The sequence below is a fragment of the Flavivirga rizhaonensis genome (assembly GCF_004791695.1).
GTDB lineage: Bacteria > Bacteroidota > Bacteroidia > Flavobacteriales > Flavobacteriaceae > Flavivirga > Flavivirga rizhaonensis.
Map to the genome: position 1 here is coordinate 1 of NZ_SRSO01000016.1, position 18,635 is coordinate 18,635.

Consider the following 18,635-nt stretch of genomic DNA (forward strand, 5'->3'; position numbering starts at 1 on the left):
ATCAAAATGGGTAATCAATAGCTCTGGCAAGAGAACTTTCAGTAGGTCAATATATGGATCCAATCTTCTTTTTTTTACAAAAATATCATTCTACTTTGAATTCACACACAACTTTTGGGATTGATCCATGGTTGAACTAAGAGGTTTTTAGATGCTTTAGTATCTAAAGCCAACATTATAAGTGTGAAATTTTAAAAAAAATAAATCAACATCTATACTTAAAAAATATTTCGAAATTTATTTTTTAAAAAACTAAAAGATACTATCGGCACATAACAATGTACTTTAATATTAAATTATTAGCGTATAATTATTTTCTTTGATGCTTCATGGCCGAAGCTATTTTTAAAGTTTAATATGTAAATACCTTTTGATAATGTGGAAGTATGTATGTCAAATACATTTTCAGATTGTATTTTAAAATTATTAATCAATTGGCTCTGTAAATTAAATAGTTTTGCATCAAGGTTTTTATTAGTGTCTAAAAAATAAATGTGTATCACATTTTCAACATCTTTTGGATAGCTAATAACTATTGTATCATCTAGTGATGAATGTTCAGTGACAGAAAGTGGGGCACCTTCATGTACTTTAATTGTTCCGATATTTAATTTATAGTTTACTATAGTATTGTTTGAAGTAAAACGTAGACCAATTTTTGCCAATGTGCGACCGTTAAATGCGCTTAAAAGTTTAGTGTTTAGTATCCAGCCTCTATTTCCATTTGGCGAAACATCTAAAATAATAGGTTGATTTATGGCGTCGTTAAAAGTTAGTAAGACTTCGACTTGCGAATTTTCAACTAAGTCGTAATTATAAATAATATCAATTTTACTATTTTCTGTTAGTAATAGTCTGGTTTTATAGAGTTCTAAATCTATTGGAGTACTGGCTAATAAGTCACCTTCAACAAGAAGAGAATTTCCTCCTTGATAAGCCAGATTAAAATCCCAAGAGCCTTTAAGCAGCGTATTTTCTGAAAACGCAAATTGCCACGTAGGTAGTATATCTTGTTCGTTCATATTATGCCAAGGTGCCGAACTGATTTCATTACCATCGCTAAACTTTTTTAATCCATGACCTGTATTGAAATTTGATTCAAAAGGTATTTGCGTAATACTAGAGGTTGCTGGGATCCAATGGGAAAATCCTTTAAACCCATCAGAATCTTCTACGGCTGGATTTCTGTTGGCTCCAGAAAATAGGTGTCGCTCTTGGTCATAGAAATTCAAGTAATCACTAGAATCTGTATTAAAATTGCTGTACTGGCTGTTATTGTATATACAGTTGGGGGCAAAAAGCCCTAAAGACGTGCGTGGTGTTGCAATGTCTTCAAATAGCCAACCCATCCAAGAATTCCCAACTGTTTCAAAATTTCCTTGGTTTCTAAAGGGCCAAAGGTCAACTCCTGTAAACACCTCAAATTTAGATCTATTAATTTCTATTGCTCTATTTTTAGATGCTATGGGAAATGTTGTTCCGAACCAAGAAAAATTAATGAACATATTACTGCTAACGCGTTGCTCAAAACCATTGCCAGCCTCTCCATCTTCATTATTTTGTATAAATGGGCTATTATTTGCGTTTAGTCTATCTTGCCAGTCAACTGTACCGGTAAGTAGCATTGCATCATACCACATAACTTCTTTTCCGAGTGCCTCTGTTTGTTCAGTTAAATCTCGCAAAAATGCATACATTAATGCTGCAGTATTACTATCCGTGTTGGTTTCTTCATTTATAAACCAGCCATCAAATTTGTAATATTCCATAATGTCTATCATAATGGGGATGACAACAAAATCACCATTAACATCTTGTTCTAAGAAATTAAGTAGAGTTTCTGTAGTACCTCCAAAGATATTAGGCGCAAAAAAAACGTTACCAAAAACTTTGACTCCGTTTTTATGAGCAGTATTTACCCAAGGTGATGACGGAAGCTGGATAGTTTGGTTTGAGGTTCCTCCAAACCAAATTAGTTTATCAATATATGCCCATTGCGTGAAATTATACAAATTGAATTGTGATTGCTCACCATTATAATTTGCAAAATTATTCATTCCATCAGGAAGATATGCAATTTCCATAGCATTGCTCAATAATGGATTAAATTGAGTACTTTCATTAATAAACCGCGTTGCTAAAGGTTCAGTAGCTATTAAAGACGGATCTGCCGTAGGGTCATTTTGAGACCATACTTTTAGCTCATCAACGGTTAAGATATAAGGTGATGTATTAACTATTTGTGCATGAACTGTTAAATTTAAGAATAAAATAAAAAGGAATATTTTTTTTAGCATTACAGTGTCATTTGGTCTTTTATGATAAGGAATAAAAAAACTATTTGTTTATTACGTTATCTTAAAACTACTGAAATTAGTGGCTTCAGAGGGTTAGTAAATTAAATATTACATACTAGTATTAATATATTTGTGGAGTAATTTGTAAATATAGAAGTGCTTTATTTGCAAAACTTAATGGCGCGCTATAAGAGCGGGCTAAATTTTAATTAAAATAGCCCGCTTTTGATCAAACAAATAATTTATAGAGACAGAGCCTAATTTTTCACTATTTTTTTTGTTATTACACCATTCTCGTTATTTAAATATAAAAAATATAGTCCCTTTTTTAAACGGCTAAAGTCAATTTCTGATTGATTTGTTTCTTTTATTAATTGGCCTAAGCTATTATAAATAGTTACTGAATTAATGTTATCAACATTTTTTAAATACAAAATGTCGTTTACTGGGTTGGGATATGCTTCAACTTGTTTAAGTGAGTTCTCTGCAACATCCAGTACACCATTAATAATTAAGTCATCATAAATACTGAAACCCATATTAGTGTCAGGGACACCAGCCGTGGGGTTTGACGCTAAAAGTGTTATTGTAAAAGAAGTTACATCAGTCCAACTTAGTGTAGTGTTAGCGATGCCTAGAAAATTAGTCGTAGAGGTAACAGGGCTATTGCTTCCACCTGTAGGCGTTAAAGTATACTCAACAATCTCATTAAAATCGAAATCACCAACTATAAGAGAATTAACCGTTACGGGTTCACTAAATGTAAATGTCGTTGTTGTAGCAGCATCATTGGTTATTAATTGGTTACCAGACATACCACCAAAGCCATTATAAGCGACCGTTGTGGACACACCTCCATCTACTGCATCTACGGTTACGGTTATTCCAGATACGGTTTGGGCTAAACCAGAAGGAGAACCTACGGAAATACTTTCAAAATCGAAAGTGATTTGTGCACTGATAGCATTAACGGCTAAAAATGCAAATAAAAGAGTCATTTTTTTAATCATAATCGTATGGTTTTTAGAGTTAATATTTATTTTATTTTATTATTGTTAAGCGTTTCTGTAATCCATTTTTTGTGGCTAGATGTTCTGGTGAACATTGTTATGGCTCCATACTCAAAGTTTTTATTTCTATCATCGCTATAAGGGTCGGATTTCATTGTTAATGAAAGTAGACCACAGACTTTCCAAACACCATCCATTTTTATAAAAAGTGGGCCACCACTATCTCCAGGAACAGATGTGCCTTCAAATTTTGTTGCTTTTTTCTTGCTATTACCTTCTCCTAAGAGGTCAACAAAAAATTGGTGTGAATTTCCCTTTTTCAAAATATTAGACGTACATGTTGGATCATCAAAATCACAGGCTAACAAACCAGAGGGATGTAATTTTTTGGTATTTACCGCTAATTCCATTTTTCTGTCTAACTTATTCTCTATAGCATGTCGTTTTGATAAATTTTGGGAAATATTAAATTTGTAATTGCCATAACCACCCAACCAAATGGTTTTACCTAATGGCTCGTTTTTACTTGTATTGAGTATAGCTGGTGCAATATCTGTTATGGGGTCTTTTAATTTTAATAAACATAAATCGTTGCCCGCATAAAACCTTTCCGCTATATCTTTACCAAGCCAATCTGGGTGTATTATAATTTTTTCAACGCTGTGTTCTGTTTTTGGTTTGTTTGGATTTTCACCTGTACAAATATTGAGAATGGTTGGTTGATCTACCTTTTTAGTTTCTTCATTGTAAAAATTATGTGCTACTGTAAGTATCCAATAAGGATCTATAATAACTCCAGTGCCAATACCTGTATCAAATTTATTTTCTCTATTAAATCTAATTGCCACAACTGATGAAAAATCGGGGTATTTATTAGTATTAAAAGGAGGTTTGTTTTCCCCAATAATTTCATATTCTGCAATTTCAATGTCATGACGTATTCCAAATGTAGTCACTTCTTGCGCACTTAATTTGGCAAAAAATAGGCTAATAACTATACATATTAAAATGCGTATTGGTTTAGATATGTTATTTGTTTGGGTCATATAATTAGTTCTTAAATATGTCTTTAAGTATATTATCTAGAGATTTTCCTCGTAATACATCTCCTTTTTTAATAATCTTTCCTTCAGGGTTTAAAAGAAAAAACCCAGGAAAACTAGAAACATTATATGTTTGACGAACTCCGTTACGATTGCTCAGAGGATCATGTACTTGAATTCCGGCAGGATTATACTTTAACAATGATTTTTGCCACTTCTCTATATCAGGATCAGAATGAATACCCAAAATTTTAAATGGCTTGTCTTTATATCGCTCTTTAACTTCTTTTAAATGTGGAAATTCTTTGATGCACGGCACGCACCACCACGTCCAAAAATCTAGTAGCACATAATTACCTTGTAATGATGATAAGGATATATCATTTTCTTTACTGTCTTTTAATGTAAAATCTGGTGCCATTTTTCCTGGAATGGCTCTGTTGATTTTATCAACTTTTTGTTCTATTTTATGGTAGTAAGGGTGATGCTTATATGCACTTTCATCAAGAGCTGTAAACATTTCTAGAAGATCATTTTCATTTTTTGGTGCAGGGACCAAAGTGTTATAATCTATTTCACTTTCCATGAGTGCTAATGATGCAACCGCAGTTGGGTGTTCTAAAACAAATGATTTTCTTAATCTATTTATCTTTGTATCATAGGTTATGGCTAGATTACGGATATCATTAGGTATAACATTTTTACCATTATTTCTATATTCATGATTGTGATCTGACCAGACTTCTTTTAAGGGATTGAAATCGGGCAATAATCTTATACTATCTCTCTTTTTTCTATATGCAGTGAGTAATTTGTTATTAGGTGAGCCAGTAGCTGTCGTTTTTACAACTTTAAATGATTGGTTTTCAAATAATACCTTTTCAGTATCAATAACAATATTTATGTTTCCATTTTCAAGAAGAAAAGTTTCTGTGAACACCTTATCATTAATCGTTAATGAAATTGATGAAGGTGGTACCGCTAAAGTGCCTGAGAGTTTAAATCTACCATTCTTTATAGTGCTTTCAATAGCGCTTTGGGTTATTGAAAATTCACCATCAACAAATTCACCCAACCCACCAAATTTAATTGTGCCACTTTCTAGTCCATTAACCCTACCAGTAATAGTAAAACTATTTAGGTCTTGTTTACAGCTTGTAAAAATAAGGATAGATATGACTATGAGTTGTTTTATCATTATGGCTTATTTCATTAAAAAGTTATTTAATTTTAGTTCTAAGTCTTTAGCATCCATATTTTTGGCTATTATTTTTCCTTCAGGGTCAATGAGATATGTTGTTGGAAAGGCAAGTACTTTATACAGATTATAACTAGAATTTTTATCAGTTATATTAGTGTCTATTACCTGTGGCCAAGGGAGTTCATGTTTAGCTAGAGCACCTAACCATTTCTTTTTATTAGGATCAGCATGTACACCTACAATCTCAAAATTTTGTGTTTTGTACTTTTCCCTTAATACTTTAAGATGTTGAAATTGTTTGATGCATGGGGCACACCAAAAAGCCCAAAAATCCAATAAAACATATTTTCCTTTAAAGGATGAAAGCGAAACAATATCCCCATCTGAATTTTCTAAAGTAAAATCTGGTGCAGTTGCACCTGCTGCTAAACGCTTAATACCATTGATAATAGTTTCTGTTTTTTTGTAATACAGGTGACTTGCTAATTTTTTATCAAGAGCTTGAAACAATGTTATCTTATCCTGAAGTGTAAGCGGGGATAAATCGGAAAGGTGATTACTAAGAAGAGTTAAGGCGAATTCTGAGCCTGGGTTTTCAAAAATAGATGACATTATAATAGCCTTTTTTCTATTTTCCATTATTGGCAAAAACTCTTCTTTATACTTTTTTAGAGCTTTGTTTAATACTTCTTTGGATGGGTTGCTCCTTATTGTACGATAGTAATCTTCTAGACCTGCAGGTTTTTCTATAGAATTTAGTTTTTTATAATATTCTATAAAAAGATCAGTATTTTTTGTGCCACTAACTGAAGGAGCAAGACCTATGGTCATCCAATTCTTATTTGACTCAGCCACTTCAGACACATCCATTACAAAATCTGTTTTACCTTCGTCTAGGAAAAAATCAGTATAAGTTTTTCTTCCTAACTTAAATTTAATACGGTAGTACATTGGTGGCGTTTGCAATGTCCCTTTTAACTTAAATTTTCCGTTTCTTACTTTAGCTTGGTTAATAAGTTCCTCGTCATCATTAGTATTTTCTTCTATCATATAAAGACTGGCCTTACCATTCTTCATCCCTTTTATCTTACCTTTTATGATATACTTATTTTGCCCTATAGATGTTATAGCGAATAATAGAATCAGTATGTATATGAATTTTTTCATTGAATATCTACGTACTTTATTTTTCAAAAATTTGCTTTAGTTTTTCATCCAATTCATCATCTTTAAAGTGCTTACCGACAATTTTTCCTTCTGGGTTTAATAGGTAAACTGTTGGCAGTGCTATTACATTATACAGTCCACTTACAGAATTTTTAGCCTTTGGATCAACCTCAAAACCTTGTACTCCTGTTGGTGCGTGTATTTTAATCGCATCTAACCATTTTTGTTTATTTGGATCTGCATGAATCCCAAAAACTTCAAAACTTTCTGCTTTATATTTTTTACGTAATTCTTCTAAATGCGGAAATTCTTTAATACAGGGTTTACACCAATAAGCCCAAAAGTCTAGCAAAACATAATTGCCCCTATAGGAAGATAGTGTGATGTCCTTATCATTTATGTCTTTTACTTTGAAATTTGGAGCAATAGCACCAATCATTAGGGGTTTGATTATAGAAATATATTCCCGTACTGTTTTATAGTAGGGGTGTGTTTCTAAACTTTTATTTAGACTTAAAAAGAAGGTCTCTATTTCCTGATCGGTAAAAGATGACATAAATGTACATTCTTCATTTATAAGTAATAAAGTGTAAGCACAGTTTAAGTTGTCTTTGATGAAATCTTTTTTTATGTCGTAAACTTCTTGTTTAAATTTTGGAAAAACATTGTTGTAAAGATGCTCTAATTCTTCATTTGTTGATTTTGTTTGACCATTTAAATTTTTGTAATAATCAATAAAGGTTTCACTTGTAGATAAAGCATGTATTCTGTCCTCATACAATGTTTTAACATCGTTATTAGGTGTGCCATTTATCTTCGCTTTTAATAAGCGTTCCCTAGTGTTAGCTCTGATGGTTACATTGCCGTCTGCGATAATATTTATTGTCCCTTCTTCTATAAATAATTCAATAAGCATATCCTCATTTAACTGAAGAGATGCTAGTAAGGGATGTTCTGGCGATTCACCTTTTAATTCTAAGATCCCTTTTTTAATGGCTCCTTCATTTACAAGATCTCTATTATTCCCATAGATATCATGTGTGTAGAGCTTAGCAGGACCATCGCTGATATGGGTTAGGTTACCAATTATGGTATATTTGCTTTGAGCAAAACCGACCAAAGTAAAAAGGTATATAAATATCGCTTTCTTCATAGTTGCATTAAAAATTTATTGTTTTAAGTCATACCTAAAAATTAAGGGTTTGCTGTTATTCTAATATTATTTATACCTATTGGTAGCAATTCACCCGCATTCTGTTCTAATAGAATCAAGCTTAAATTCATAATATTTGTATCTGGATTATACAGACCATTACCTTCAATAAAACTAGGGATGAAATTTAAACAGGTATAACTTTGTGTCAACACCGTTACTGTGTTGTTAGAGTTTAGGGTAATAGTGGTAACAGGCGCTTGATCACAAATACCCGTACCAAGGTCAAAAATATCCCCTATTAATACAATATCACACCCATTAGCTTGTCCTATTATATTGAATGTTCGCTCAAAATTAGTATCAATATTAGATACGACATTAAGTACACCATTCCATGGTGAGGAGTCTATTAATGGATCGCATACACCTGCCGTTTCTTTAGTAATAGTTACTGTTGCAGATTCTGTTGCATTATTTACGCTGGCCAATACTTGTACTACTACCGACACTTTATCATCTGTTTGAAAATAGGTATCATCCGTAACTGTAAGTTCTCCATTTATCCTGCCTACACTAATAATATCGTTAGGTGTTTGGCTAAGAATGGTATAATTGATATCCTCGCTTGCATTAGATGTAGCACTGACTAATCCTACAACATCATTAGCTCTTAAATTATAATAAAATGTCTTCTCTACATCAGGGAAGTCAATAATGGTTTCCATAGTATCATCATCAGAGCACGATTGAAAAAATATAGTAGCAATACTCAAAATAATGTAGATGCTTTTTTTAATATTTTCATTCATAGTTTTTCTATTATAAACCGACATACCAATCATTATTAATTTAGAGGAGTTATTAAAATTTCACTTGTAAAAGTGAAACCACTACTCATAATTTGTAGCTTAACGCGTATAGTTTTAGATTCTTCGGTATATGTTCCATCAACCAACGAGTTAATTATGTCAGGTGGTGTAGTACAGTCGTAGTTCTGACTTTCTACGATAACTCTTCCCTCTTTAACATTAGGTACAAATTGTTCTAATTTAATTGTTGTGGTTGGCGGATTTTCACAATCACCAAAAGACAGGATATCTCCAATTAAAACAAGTTCTCCACATTCGGCATTACCAGTAATAGGTCCTAGCACATCGAAAAGTTCATTACCGATAAGAGTCTGTACTTTTAAAGAACCTTCCCAAATCGAAGTATTTATATAATACAATGGGCAGTCTGAGTTCGTATAAGGGTCTGTACCATCCATTAGTTCTGTACTATTTATTACACCGTCTTGATCGCAGTCGGCATCCAACCATAGTGGATTAATTGGGTCATAATTTGCATATCCTGGAAATTGCTCAGGAAAGCATGGATTTAGTCGTTCAGGATCAATATTATCATTTATACCATCACCATCCGAATCTGCATTGTAAGGGTTTGTACCTTCCGAAATCTCATCACCATTTGATATTTGGTCAGCATCACAATCCGAGATTTTCCATATTCTGTTGTTTGGGTTATAATCAGTAAAATCTTGATTTTGATCTGGCGAACATGGGTTATATATATCAGAATCTATGGTGTCTAAAACACCATCACCATCGATGTCCTCAACACCTTCTACTTGTATAGTTATTGTGGCTGTTTCAACCAAACCGTTGGCACTGGCTCTTACTTCCAAAACAACACTTGTATCTGTATTAGAATTTAAAAGCGTAAAATCTTCAACAATAAGATCACCATTATTGGGGTTGATCCGAACAGCACCACTAGGTTGTTGGGAGATTATTGCATAGTTAATATTAGCGTTGTTACTAGTTGAAGCCCTTACACTGCCTAAAATATCTCCAGAAATTACCATAGAGAATTTTTTTGTTACAAAATCAGGAAACGTTAATGTAATAACGTTATCATCATCCTTATTACATGATAGGATAATGATGGTAGTCATTAATAACAAAAAATTAAAAATTTTAAAACGTTTCATATTACTATCTAATTAATCTCTCGGGTTTTGAATGATTTCTGGGTTTTGTAGTATATATAAATCTCCTATTGGCATTGCCCAGTTATTGCTATTGGCAGCTAAAGTTTCAGTTTGTCCACTTACAGTGTGGGTTATAGAAATATTACTGTTATCAAATAAGTTGTACCTTTTAATATCAAAAGTTCTATCTGTACTTAATATAAGTTCACGCCTTCTTTCATCTTTAACAAACTGCAATAAATCTTCCTGATTTGTAATATCAACAGGTGTAAATGTGCCACCTCTATAACGTTTAAGCCTTAAACTATTTAAATCTTCATTGGCTTGCGAAATGTTTTCTAGACGTGCACTACACTCTGCTCTAATAAGTAGTACTTCTGGGGTATTGATGCCATCTGAAAAGTTTCCATTTTCACTGCCAAACTGATAAACTGGAGCGTTGCCACCAAAATTGAAAGCTGATTCACTGGTTACAAACCATTGCCTTCTTAAATCATCAGATTGATAGCTTGTAATTAATGCTTCTGTAGGGAGTACTTGTAGACGACTATTTTGTTTAAACCAAATAATCTCCAAATCTTCATCAATAAAAGGTTTTAAAATAATATTTTCATTAGCATCGATACTTTCTCTATTTCCTATAGTTACACTATTAAGGTTATTAATGATGCCATAAAGATTTAAAGCATTATTTGATGCATTAAAAGCTTCTTGATAGCGACCTTGGTACAAATAAACTTTAGAGAGTAGACCGTAAGCAGCTGCTTTTGATGGTCTAAATAAGAACTGTAGAGGTTGCGTGTCTTTTAAATTTAATATGCTCGATGTAATATCTTCAAGCACAAAATCATATACCTCTTGGACAGATGCTCTGGTTAAATCTACACCTTCAATTAAAATCCCTTCTCGAATAGGCACCCCTAAATCTGTACTTGCAGATGCTGGGTTGTAGTGTAACGCATACAAATTCACTAAATTAAAATACGAGTAAGCCCTATGTAGTTTTGCCTCGGCCTTTAGTTCCCCAATTTCTGTTGATGTTCCATCTGTTACAGTTTCTAAACCATCTAAAATAATATTACAGGTATATATAATGCTATAATAAGCTTCCCAATCTGGGTCAGGTTCTAAATTTGGATAGATTGTACTTTGAAATAAATACGCATTTATAACTGATGGCTCTATATTATTTCCGAATTGCTGCACAAATTCCTCAGTTAAAACCTGATTATCGGACATGTAAGAAATAATGTTTCCATGCTTTACATCAAACCCTGTGTTAAGTGTATTTCTATCTGGTATCTCATTGACAGATATAAAATCTAACATTAGCCTATAATCTTCTATAGTAGAAGGCACAAGAAATTGCTTTGGTTGAAAATCTAAAAAATTATCTCGTGTACATGAACTAGAAAAGGTTATGATAATTATAAGTAGTATGTATTTAATCTTAGTCATAATCTACATTTATAGTGCTATGTTTATATTTAGAGTATAGGTAGTGGGTAATGGAAAAAATCCATTTTCTGGATCAACATTCCATTTATTAAAACTCCAAACAGCTAGGTTATCAGCTTGCAATGCTATTCTAAATGAAGTTAGTCCAATTTTATCTGCAGTGCTTTGTGGCATACTAAAGCCTAAATTTATTTGTCTCAGCCTAATATGTGCAGCTGTGTCTACAAACCTGTTTGAGTCTGCTAAGTTTTGATAGCCGGATAATCCTCTAAAGTCATTTGAGGGGACAAACGCAGGAACATCAGTACTATTTTCATCACCAGGTTGTTGCCAACGATTTCCAAAATCTTCTTGAACATTAAATTGTTGAAATCCCGGTATGTAAGATGGGAGATAGGTGCCAAATCTATATCTAAAGACATGACCAGCTTTAAATGTGGATAATATTCTTAAGGATAAATTTTTATAAGAAAATTGATTTATCACAGAACCATAATATCTTGGAATCGTTGTGTCTTCTTTTTGAAGGTAGTTAACATCTGTGATGGCTTGGGTAACATCTAAAATATTACCATCATTATCGGTAAATTGTGGAGCTCCTTGACTATCTAACCCAGCATATCTGGTACTATATATGGTTTGTAATGCCTCGCCCTTTATAATAGCCGAGCCAAATATTCTTGTGGAGGTAATGGTAGATGAGTTATTGTTTACTCTTGTAATTTCGTTTGTGTTAATGCTAAAATTGGAGGTTGAGCTCCACATAAAATCTTCTGTTTTAATAGGATTAAATCTGAGACTAGTATCTATACCCTGATTTCTCAACTCACCAACGTTTAGTATAGCTTCATCAACACCCAAAGTGGCATTAAGTAGTTGTCTTACTAATAAATTTTCACTTTGCTTTGAATAATATTCAATACTTCCTCGAAGCTTGTAATCGAATAAACTATAATCTACACCTAGATTGAAAGTTTTTGTTTTCTCTAACCGAAGTGACGGATTTGGAAAGGATAGTATGGTCAATCTATCTAAACCTCTGAAAGGACCATTATCCCTGCTAGAAGCATCAGCTTGTAAAAGTGGGCTAAGCGATGAAGGCCCAGTGTTACCATTGGTACCATAAGTAACCCGTAACTTTAAAAAATTAACAGTATTGTTCTTTTCAAAGAAATCTCTTGTAATATCCCAACTAAGACCTAAAGAGTATAGCGGGATATTTCTAAATTCATCTGTTGTTCCAAATAGATTGGTGTCATCCAATCTTGTACTACCCGATAGAACATACCTATTTTTATAGGTGTACGAGGCATTAGCATAGTAAGATAAAAAGCGATTTTCAATCTCACCAACACTTGATGGCCTAGGAATACTTCTAGCACCTAATGCATTTGGATCTGTAGAGTTTTGAAATGGACTAAAAAACTGGTCTTCAAAGTTTACAGGGGTATAATCTAGAGTTTGGGCATCAAATCCATATAGCGTATTATTATTGAATTTTGACAATTCTGTTCTGGCTTCCCAACCTGTAATAGCTGCTATACGATGCAAGCCATCATTGAAATTCTTGTTGTAATTAAGTTGTGCTCTAAATAAATTAGCTTTAGATATGCCTGAACCTGACCTATAAATGGAGCCTTCTGGTATGGGGAAACTATTGGCAAATCCATTTTCATCGAGTTGTGTATATGAGTTTATAGCATTTCTTACCGCAAAGGTGTTTTCATTTAGGATACTCTCTTGATTGGTTCTTGATTGTTGATATTGATAAGACAGTGTGGCATTAAAACCTTCTAAAAGTTTATAATCAACAGCAGTACTTAACCTTAATTCTATGCGCTCATTTTCTGTTGCAGTGTTATCAATCTCTTGCTTAATATTAAAAGTCCATGGATATAAAAAGCCTTGGTTCTGAGCAAAATTTGAAAACTGTACATTTCTACCACCTACTTGAGGCACATAATTACCATCATCATCTAATATTCGACTTACTATTGGGTAGCTATTGAAAAAATCGGATGGTTCTATAATTTGCGCATTATCAAAAGCAGATACCTGATACATGTTAAAAGAAGATCTAACCGTTAACTTTGAAGAAATATCATAAGTATTAGAAAGATTTATTTGAAAAGTTCTATCCCCTGCATTAACAGTAGTCTCATTGTTGTTATTATAGGCAATAGAAGCTCTAAAATCATGGTTTTCACCACCACCAGAAACACCTAAGTTAAAAGTTGAAATGGTTTTAGGCCTCAACAATCTATCCTTAAATTCCTGTCTTAGATCAGTTCTTGCAAAACGTCTTAATCTTGCTAAAGCTACATCTTCAGTAATATTAAAATTTTGTCTTTGCAGAAGCGTTTCTACAACTGGGGATAATTGTAGAGACCCACCAGAATTAAGTGGACTTGTAGCAATTTGGTTTGGATTAAACAAATCGTTTGTGCTAAATAACCCAGCATTAAATTGTGCTTGGTTGAAATCTATTTGGGTTTGAGGAGAACCTAGTCGCATTGCAGATAAATCTTGCTTTGGGCTAAAACCAGTATTCGCAAGCATACTAATATTCAGTTTTTTATTACGCTCACCTTTCTTAGTTGTTATAATGATTACTCCATTTGAAGCCCTTATTCCCCATATAGATGCTGCTGCAGCATCTTTGAGTACCGTAATACTTTTAACATCATTAGGGTTTAAAAATTCTATGCCTCCAAACAAGGGAAAACCATCTACCACATACAAAGGTGCTCTAACCCCATTGATGGTGCTCAAACCTCTTATGATAAAGCGTCCATCTGCATCAAGAACAAGTCCTGATACTTCACCTTCCAATTGTTCAAAAACATTTTGTGTTACTTTAGCTTTCAAAGTTGATTCGCTAATATTCTCAAAAGAGCCTGTAGAACGTTCTCTGGGTATTTCTTGATATCCCGTGGAGTAAATTTCTACTTCATCTAGCTGAAGACTCGATGGTTCCATTTTAATATCATAACGCGTTCTATCGTCAATTAATACTTCTACAGGTTTAAAGCCTAAATAAGTAAAAACGATTGTGTCTCCAACATTAGCAGCTATGGAATAAGAGCCGTCGAAATCTGTTGTTGCTCCTCTGTTAGTATCTTTAATTAAAATTAAAACACCAGGAAAAGGGGCTGCGGTATCATCTTTTACAGAGCCAGATATTTTTACTTTTTGATTTTTTGTGCTTGAGTCAGAGGGTATAGATGTGTTTTTTTTAATTTCTTTTTCTCTGATAATAATCTGATTTTTAACAATTTCGTATTCAATATTGTCAGTACTTTTAAAGATATTATTAAGAATGTCTTCAATCTTTGCCTGATTTACCTTAACAGATATTTTTTTATTGAAATCGAAATACTCAGAGCTATAAAGAAATTTGTAATTACTAATATTTTCAATATGATCAAAAACATTTATTATGGTCTTATTTTTAAAATCTAAGCTAAATTTTTGATTTTGCGAATAACCCCTAACGTTTGCAAAACATAGAAATACAAATAACAATAAATTAGTCTTCGTCATTTTATTTTATTAATATTTGTTTATCGTTAATTTCAAATTCAAACCCAGAACTTTTACTAAAATATGTAATGATTTCCTCAAGGGTTTCCTCATCAAAACTAGCAGTAAATAGCTGGTTGCTAAGCTTTTCATTATTTGTTGTAATGACCACATTATAATGGCGCTCTAATCTTTTTGTAATATTTTTGAACGGAATATTTCTAAATTGTTTTTTACCCATAATCCATCCCGTATACAAATCGCTATAAACGTTCTTTTTACTTAAACTTTGATTGCCTTTGCTATATGTGGATTGTTCGTTTGGTACAAGCATTAAATCATTTGACTTATTGTCTTTATCAAATACTTTTACAGAACCTTCTTGAAGTGTCGTTTGTATCTCTGCATCTTCGTTATAGGCAGACACATTAAATTTTGTACCGTAAACAGCGACACCAATATCCTTAGTGTTTACTACAAATTGGTGTTCTGTATCCTTAACAACATCAAAATAGGCTTCACCATCTTCTAAAAAGACTTCTCTCGGTTTTCCGTTAATAAAACTAACTGGATATCGCAAACGTGTTCCCGCATTAAGATATACTGATGTGCCATCTGACAATACCAACTGAAATTGTCTACCATAAGGCACATTAACAGTATTGTATTGTATTATTTCTGAATTTTCTTTAGAATAGGACAGTTTACCATTGTTTAAAATAGCAAGAACATTATTGTTATTTATTATACTGTCCGATTTTTTTTGAAACAGTGTTTTTCTAGTACCATCCTCAAAAATGATTTCTACATCGGTATTTACTATTTTATCAGATTTTAATGTAGTTTCATTGTTATCAGTAAGCATTTTGAACATAAAAACAAGTCCTATAGCAATTACAAATATTGCAGCATATTTGTATACTTGAGAAAACTTGAAAACTTTTTTCGCCGAAGTGCTATTATTAAGTTGTATTTTATCTAATGAAGCTTGAGCATCAAATTTGCTATCCTTATTCTTTAGAATATAGTTTTCCAAAGACATCTGTTTAAATGTTTTAGCATTAGCTTCATCCTTTAATAAGTCTTCTAAAGTTTTAGATTCTTCTTTAGAGATACTATTATTAAGATAGTTTTCAATTAACAATAATAAATTCCTTTCTGCCATTTTATATCGTTTTATAGCAGTATGGAGTTAAAATTGTAAAAAACCCTCATCGAATTATCATTTTTTTTATTTATTTGCTAATCAACACTTAAAATTTAACTATTCTAAAAACGCTCTCATGCGATTAATAGAAAATGAAGATGAGGTTTTATCAGCATTAAAATCGGGTGACCAAAATGCTTTTAAGACCATTTACTTAGCTTATTATGATAAGTTATGTAGGTATGCAAATTCACTTTCTAACAACACAACTAATGTAGAAGATATAGTCCAAGAAGCATTGATGTATTTATGGCAAAAAAGAGAAGATATAACTATTAATAGTTCTCTAAATGCTTATTTGTATAGAGCTGTTTACAATAGATTTATTGGAGAAATAAAAAAAAACAAGCGAGAATTAACATTAATGTACGAACTCCAATTATCCGCTATCTTAGAGTTTGAAAGTTTTGAGGATAGTAAAAAAGAGCATTATTTACAGTTACTGGAAGATATTATAAGTAAACTTCCTGAAAAACGAAAAGAAGTTTTTGTTCTTAGTAAAATTAAAAACTATAAATACAAAGAAATTGCTAGTATGTTGAAAATATCTGAAAGAACTGTTGAAAATCAGATACGTAGAGCATTTATAACTATAAGAAAAGAAGTTTCAGGATTAAAATATATTATGATTTTAGCTATACTTGAATTTTATTTTTAGTTCATTATAACCTATTAAAACTCATGGTGCAAATTAGTTGGCAACTTAAAAAACATGTAAAAATCTGAAAAATCAATATTTAAATAATAAAACCAGATTGTGAAACAAACTGATTGTTTATTTGAAGACATACACATTTCAATTTATGATAATTGATTGAAACATTTCTAAACTATTAATAATTTGGTTCGACATTTTTTCTGTACGCTCTACTAAGCAACCTCTTGTAAACCAAGGGGTTTTGTTGTTTTTGGAGTGTTTTTAAAATTTAAAAAAACAGGACTTAAGCACGATCTACAAGCACGACATGAGTGCTTTTTGTTTTTGTAAACATTTGATTTTTAATTTCTTAATTTTCAATTTGTTTTTGTGCTCCTCGGGTAAGGAATTTTAAGTTCCAAGGATTTTTAATTTTTTTTGCGGTTTTAGAAATTAAGCTTTCATCGATATAGTATCTTCTTAAAACTTCGTTTGATGAATGTCCTGACAATAGCTTCGTTCTTTCTTTTATAGTTGCATTTAGATATGTTAAGTATGTTTTTCTAAGATGTTTGAATGTAATTGCTCTTCCTGTATCTAATTGCTTATAAAAATGAGTGAAGCCTTTAGACAAGTTGTTTTTTATAGTAGATGATGTTGCGGTTCTTTCAGGATAGAGTATATAATCATCCGATCCTTTTTTCTCATTTAATCCCATTCTATTTAAAAGCTTTAACAATCCTTTTGTTATAGGTATAAATATAGGCCGAACCATAGCATTAAAACCGCTTCCTTTTTGATGCTCAACTTTTGAATTGTTTACCTCAATGAAATATGGTTTCTTTTTTTTGAAGTGAACCATGTTCCATTTCATGTTTACGACTTCATCTCCTCGGCATCCCGTATGAAGAGCCAGTCTGATACCATTTTTTAAATATGGTTTGTATAATTGTCTAAAATATGATGTTTTTCCATTATTATGTTTCTTTTTACCTAATTTTGGTTTAATGATACCTAACAAGGCTTTATACTCTTCTTTATAGATAATATCTTTTCGAACTCTAGTACTACGCTTTTTAACGGATCCAAATGGATTATTCGACGGAATATTAAACTTTTGCATGGACCAATCAATAAAACCTTTTAGATAGCTCATTTTATTGTTGTAGGTCCTGGGAGAATAGTGCATTTCTTCTAATAAATAGGCGTGAAATATTCCTATATGTTCATCTTTGAGATCTATGATAGGTGTAGACGAAATATTTATTTTATTGACTACAAGTGATTTGTTAAATAGTTCAATACTATATAACACTTCCTTTATATGTTTTTCAGAACGTTCAACCCTTTGATGCTTAGGGGTATTAATATTTGCTAGGTAGTGCAGGTATTCTAGTTGAGCATCAATGACAAGGATATTGAAGCCTATTGTTGTGCTAGTATTCGATTTTATATCAACTTTATGAAATTCATATTTTACCTTTTTCTCAAAATCAATAGCCTCTATTATGACAAGGCCATAATAGAGGCTATTGATTTGAGGTTTTTAGATTTAGTCTTTCCTTTTTTATTTGGAATATATACCCGCACTTTGTATCGATGACTTTCAAAGAACTCACAGGAAGAAAATGTTGTTTTAGTTTCATAACACATGGGTTCTTCAATCTTGTTAGCTCGATTACCAGATCTAATAATTCGATATGTCCAGGAGAAGTTTCTTTGACAACGATTACAGTAAATAAACAATCCTTTATGCTTTTCTAGGGGTAGCTCTTTTCGTTTCATTGTTTGATGTTTTAAGATGAAAAATAGTTTTTATTTTAAGGGTTAAAGCAGGTCAGTGACCAGAAGTTATGGTTTGATCTATAAGCGAGGATTAAATTATAAACCTTTTAGTTTTAATAATCCATAATCGCTTATATTTTGAAGAATTGCTATTTTGAAAAG

The 18,635-nt window shown here is 32.1% G+C and carries 14 protein-coding genes; 1 reads left to right on the plus strand and 13 read right to left on the minus strand.

Annotated features, from left to right (window positions below; translation table 11 throughout):
• Positions 1-299 precede the first annotated feature (299 nt).
• The 11 genes from EM932_RS12150 to EM932_RS12200 all read right to left on the minus strand — a co-directional run bounded on the left by EM932_RS12150 (position 300) and on the right by EM932_RS12200 (position 16,009).
• Positions 300-2,297 (minus strand): endo-beta-N-acetylglucosaminidase, encoded by a 1,998-nt coding sequence (locus EM932_RS12150; RefSeq protein ID WP_135877466.1) that lies wholly within the window; start codon positions 2,295-2,297, stop codon positions 300-302.
• A gap of 257 nt (positions 2,298-2,554) precedes the next feature.
• Positions 2,555-3,307 carry a T9SS type A sorting domain-containing protein gene (locus EM932_RS12155; protein ID WP_135877467.1) on the minus strand — a complete coding sequence of 251 codons (753 nt, stop codon included), beginning with the start codon at positions 3,305-3,307 and terminating at the stop codon, positions 2,555-2,557.
• 26 nt (positions 3,308-3,333) lie between these two features.
• Positions 3,334-4,353 carry a trypsin-like serine protease gene (locus tag EM932_RS12160; protein ID WP_135877468.1) on the minus strand — a complete coding sequence of 340 codons (1,020 nt, stop codon included), beginning with the start codon at positions 4,351-4,353 and terminating at the stop codon, positions 3,334-3,336.
• Positions 4,354-4,357: 4 nt separating this feature from the next.
• On the minus strand, positions 4,358-5,548 hold the full coding sequence (locus tag EM932_RS12165; protein WP_135877469.1) for a TlpA disulfide reductase family protein: 1,191 nt from the start codon (positions 5,546-5,548) through the stop codon (positions 4,358-4,360).
• Positions 5,549-5,554: 6 nt separating this feature from the next.
• Positions 5,555-6,718: a TlpA disulfide reductase family protein gene (locus tag EM932_RS12170; RefSeq protein WP_135877470.1), complete on the minus strand. Its 1,164-nt coding sequence runs from the start codon at positions 6,716-6,718 to the stop codon at positions 5,555-5,557.
• A 16-nt stretch (positions 6,719-6,734) separates the two neighbouring features.
• A complete protein-coding gene (locus EM932_RS12175; protein ID WP_135877471.1) occupies positions 6,735-7,871 on the minus strand; it encodes a TlpA disulfide reductase family protein in 1,137 nt (378 codons plus the stop codon).
• A gap of 41 nt (positions 7,872-7,912) precedes the next feature.
• A complete protein-coding gene (locus tag EM932_RS12180; protein ID WP_135877472.1) occupies positions 7,913-8,683 on the minus strand; it encodes a hypothetical protein in 771 nt (256 codons plus the stop codon).
• A gap of 35 nt (positions 8,684-8,718) precedes the next feature.
• On the minus strand, positions 8,719-9,864 hold the full coding sequence (locus tag EM932_RS12185; protein WP_170179791.1) for a cadherin repeat domain-containing protein: 1,146 nt from the start codon (positions 9,862-9,864) through the stop codon (positions 8,719-8,721).
• 12 nt (positions 9,865-9,876) lie between these two features.
• On the minus strand, positions 9,877-11,322 hold the full coding sequence (locus EM932_RS12190) for a RagB/SusD family nutrient uptake outer membrane protein (protein ID WP_135877474.1): 1,446 nt from the start codon (positions 11,320-11,322) through the stop codon (positions 9,877-9,879).
• A gap of 9 nt (positions 11,323-11,331) precedes the next feature.
• Positions 11,332-14,865: a SusC/RagA family TonB-linked outer membrane protein gene (locus EM932_RS12195; protein ID WP_135877475.1), complete on the minus strand. Its 3,534-nt coding sequence runs from the start codon at positions 14,863-14,865 to the stop codon at positions 11,332-11,334.
• A gap of 1 nt (position 14,866) precedes the next feature.
• Positions 14,867-16,009 (minus strand): FecR family protein, encoded by a 1,143-nt coding sequence (locus tag EM932_RS12200; protein WP_135877476.1) that lies wholly within the window; start codon positions 16,007-16,009, stop codon positions 14,867-14,869.
• Positions 16,010-16,127: 118 nt separating this feature from the next.
• Between EM932_RS12200 and EM932_RS12205 the strand changes: the two genes are divergently transcribed.
• Positions 16,128-16,709 (plus strand): RNA polymerase sigma factor, encoded by a 582-nt coding sequence (locus EM932_RS12205; protein ID WP_135877477.1) that lies wholly within the window; start codon positions 16,128-16,130, stop codon positions 16,707-16,709.
• Positions 16,710-17,058: 349 nt separating this feature from the next.
• On the opposite strand, the gene EM932_RS12210 is transcribed toward EM932_RS12205, so the two are convergent.
• Positions 17,059-17,844 carry a tyrosine-type recombinase/integrase gene (locus tag EM932_RS12210; RefSeq protein WP_170179792.1) on the minus strand — a complete coding sequence of 262 codons (786 nt, stop codon included), beginning with the start codon at positions 17,842-17,844 and terminating at the stop codon, positions 17,059-17,061.
• 350 nt (positions 17,845-18,194) lie between these two features.
• The gene (locus EM932_RS12215) at positions 18,195-18,473 is read right to left on the minus strand and encodes a hypothetical protein (protein WP_135877479.1); all 279 of its coding nucleotides are present in this window, start codon (positions 18,471-18,473) and stop codon (positions 18,195-18,197) included.
• Between the last annotated feature and the right edge of the window lie 162 nt (positions 18,474-18,635).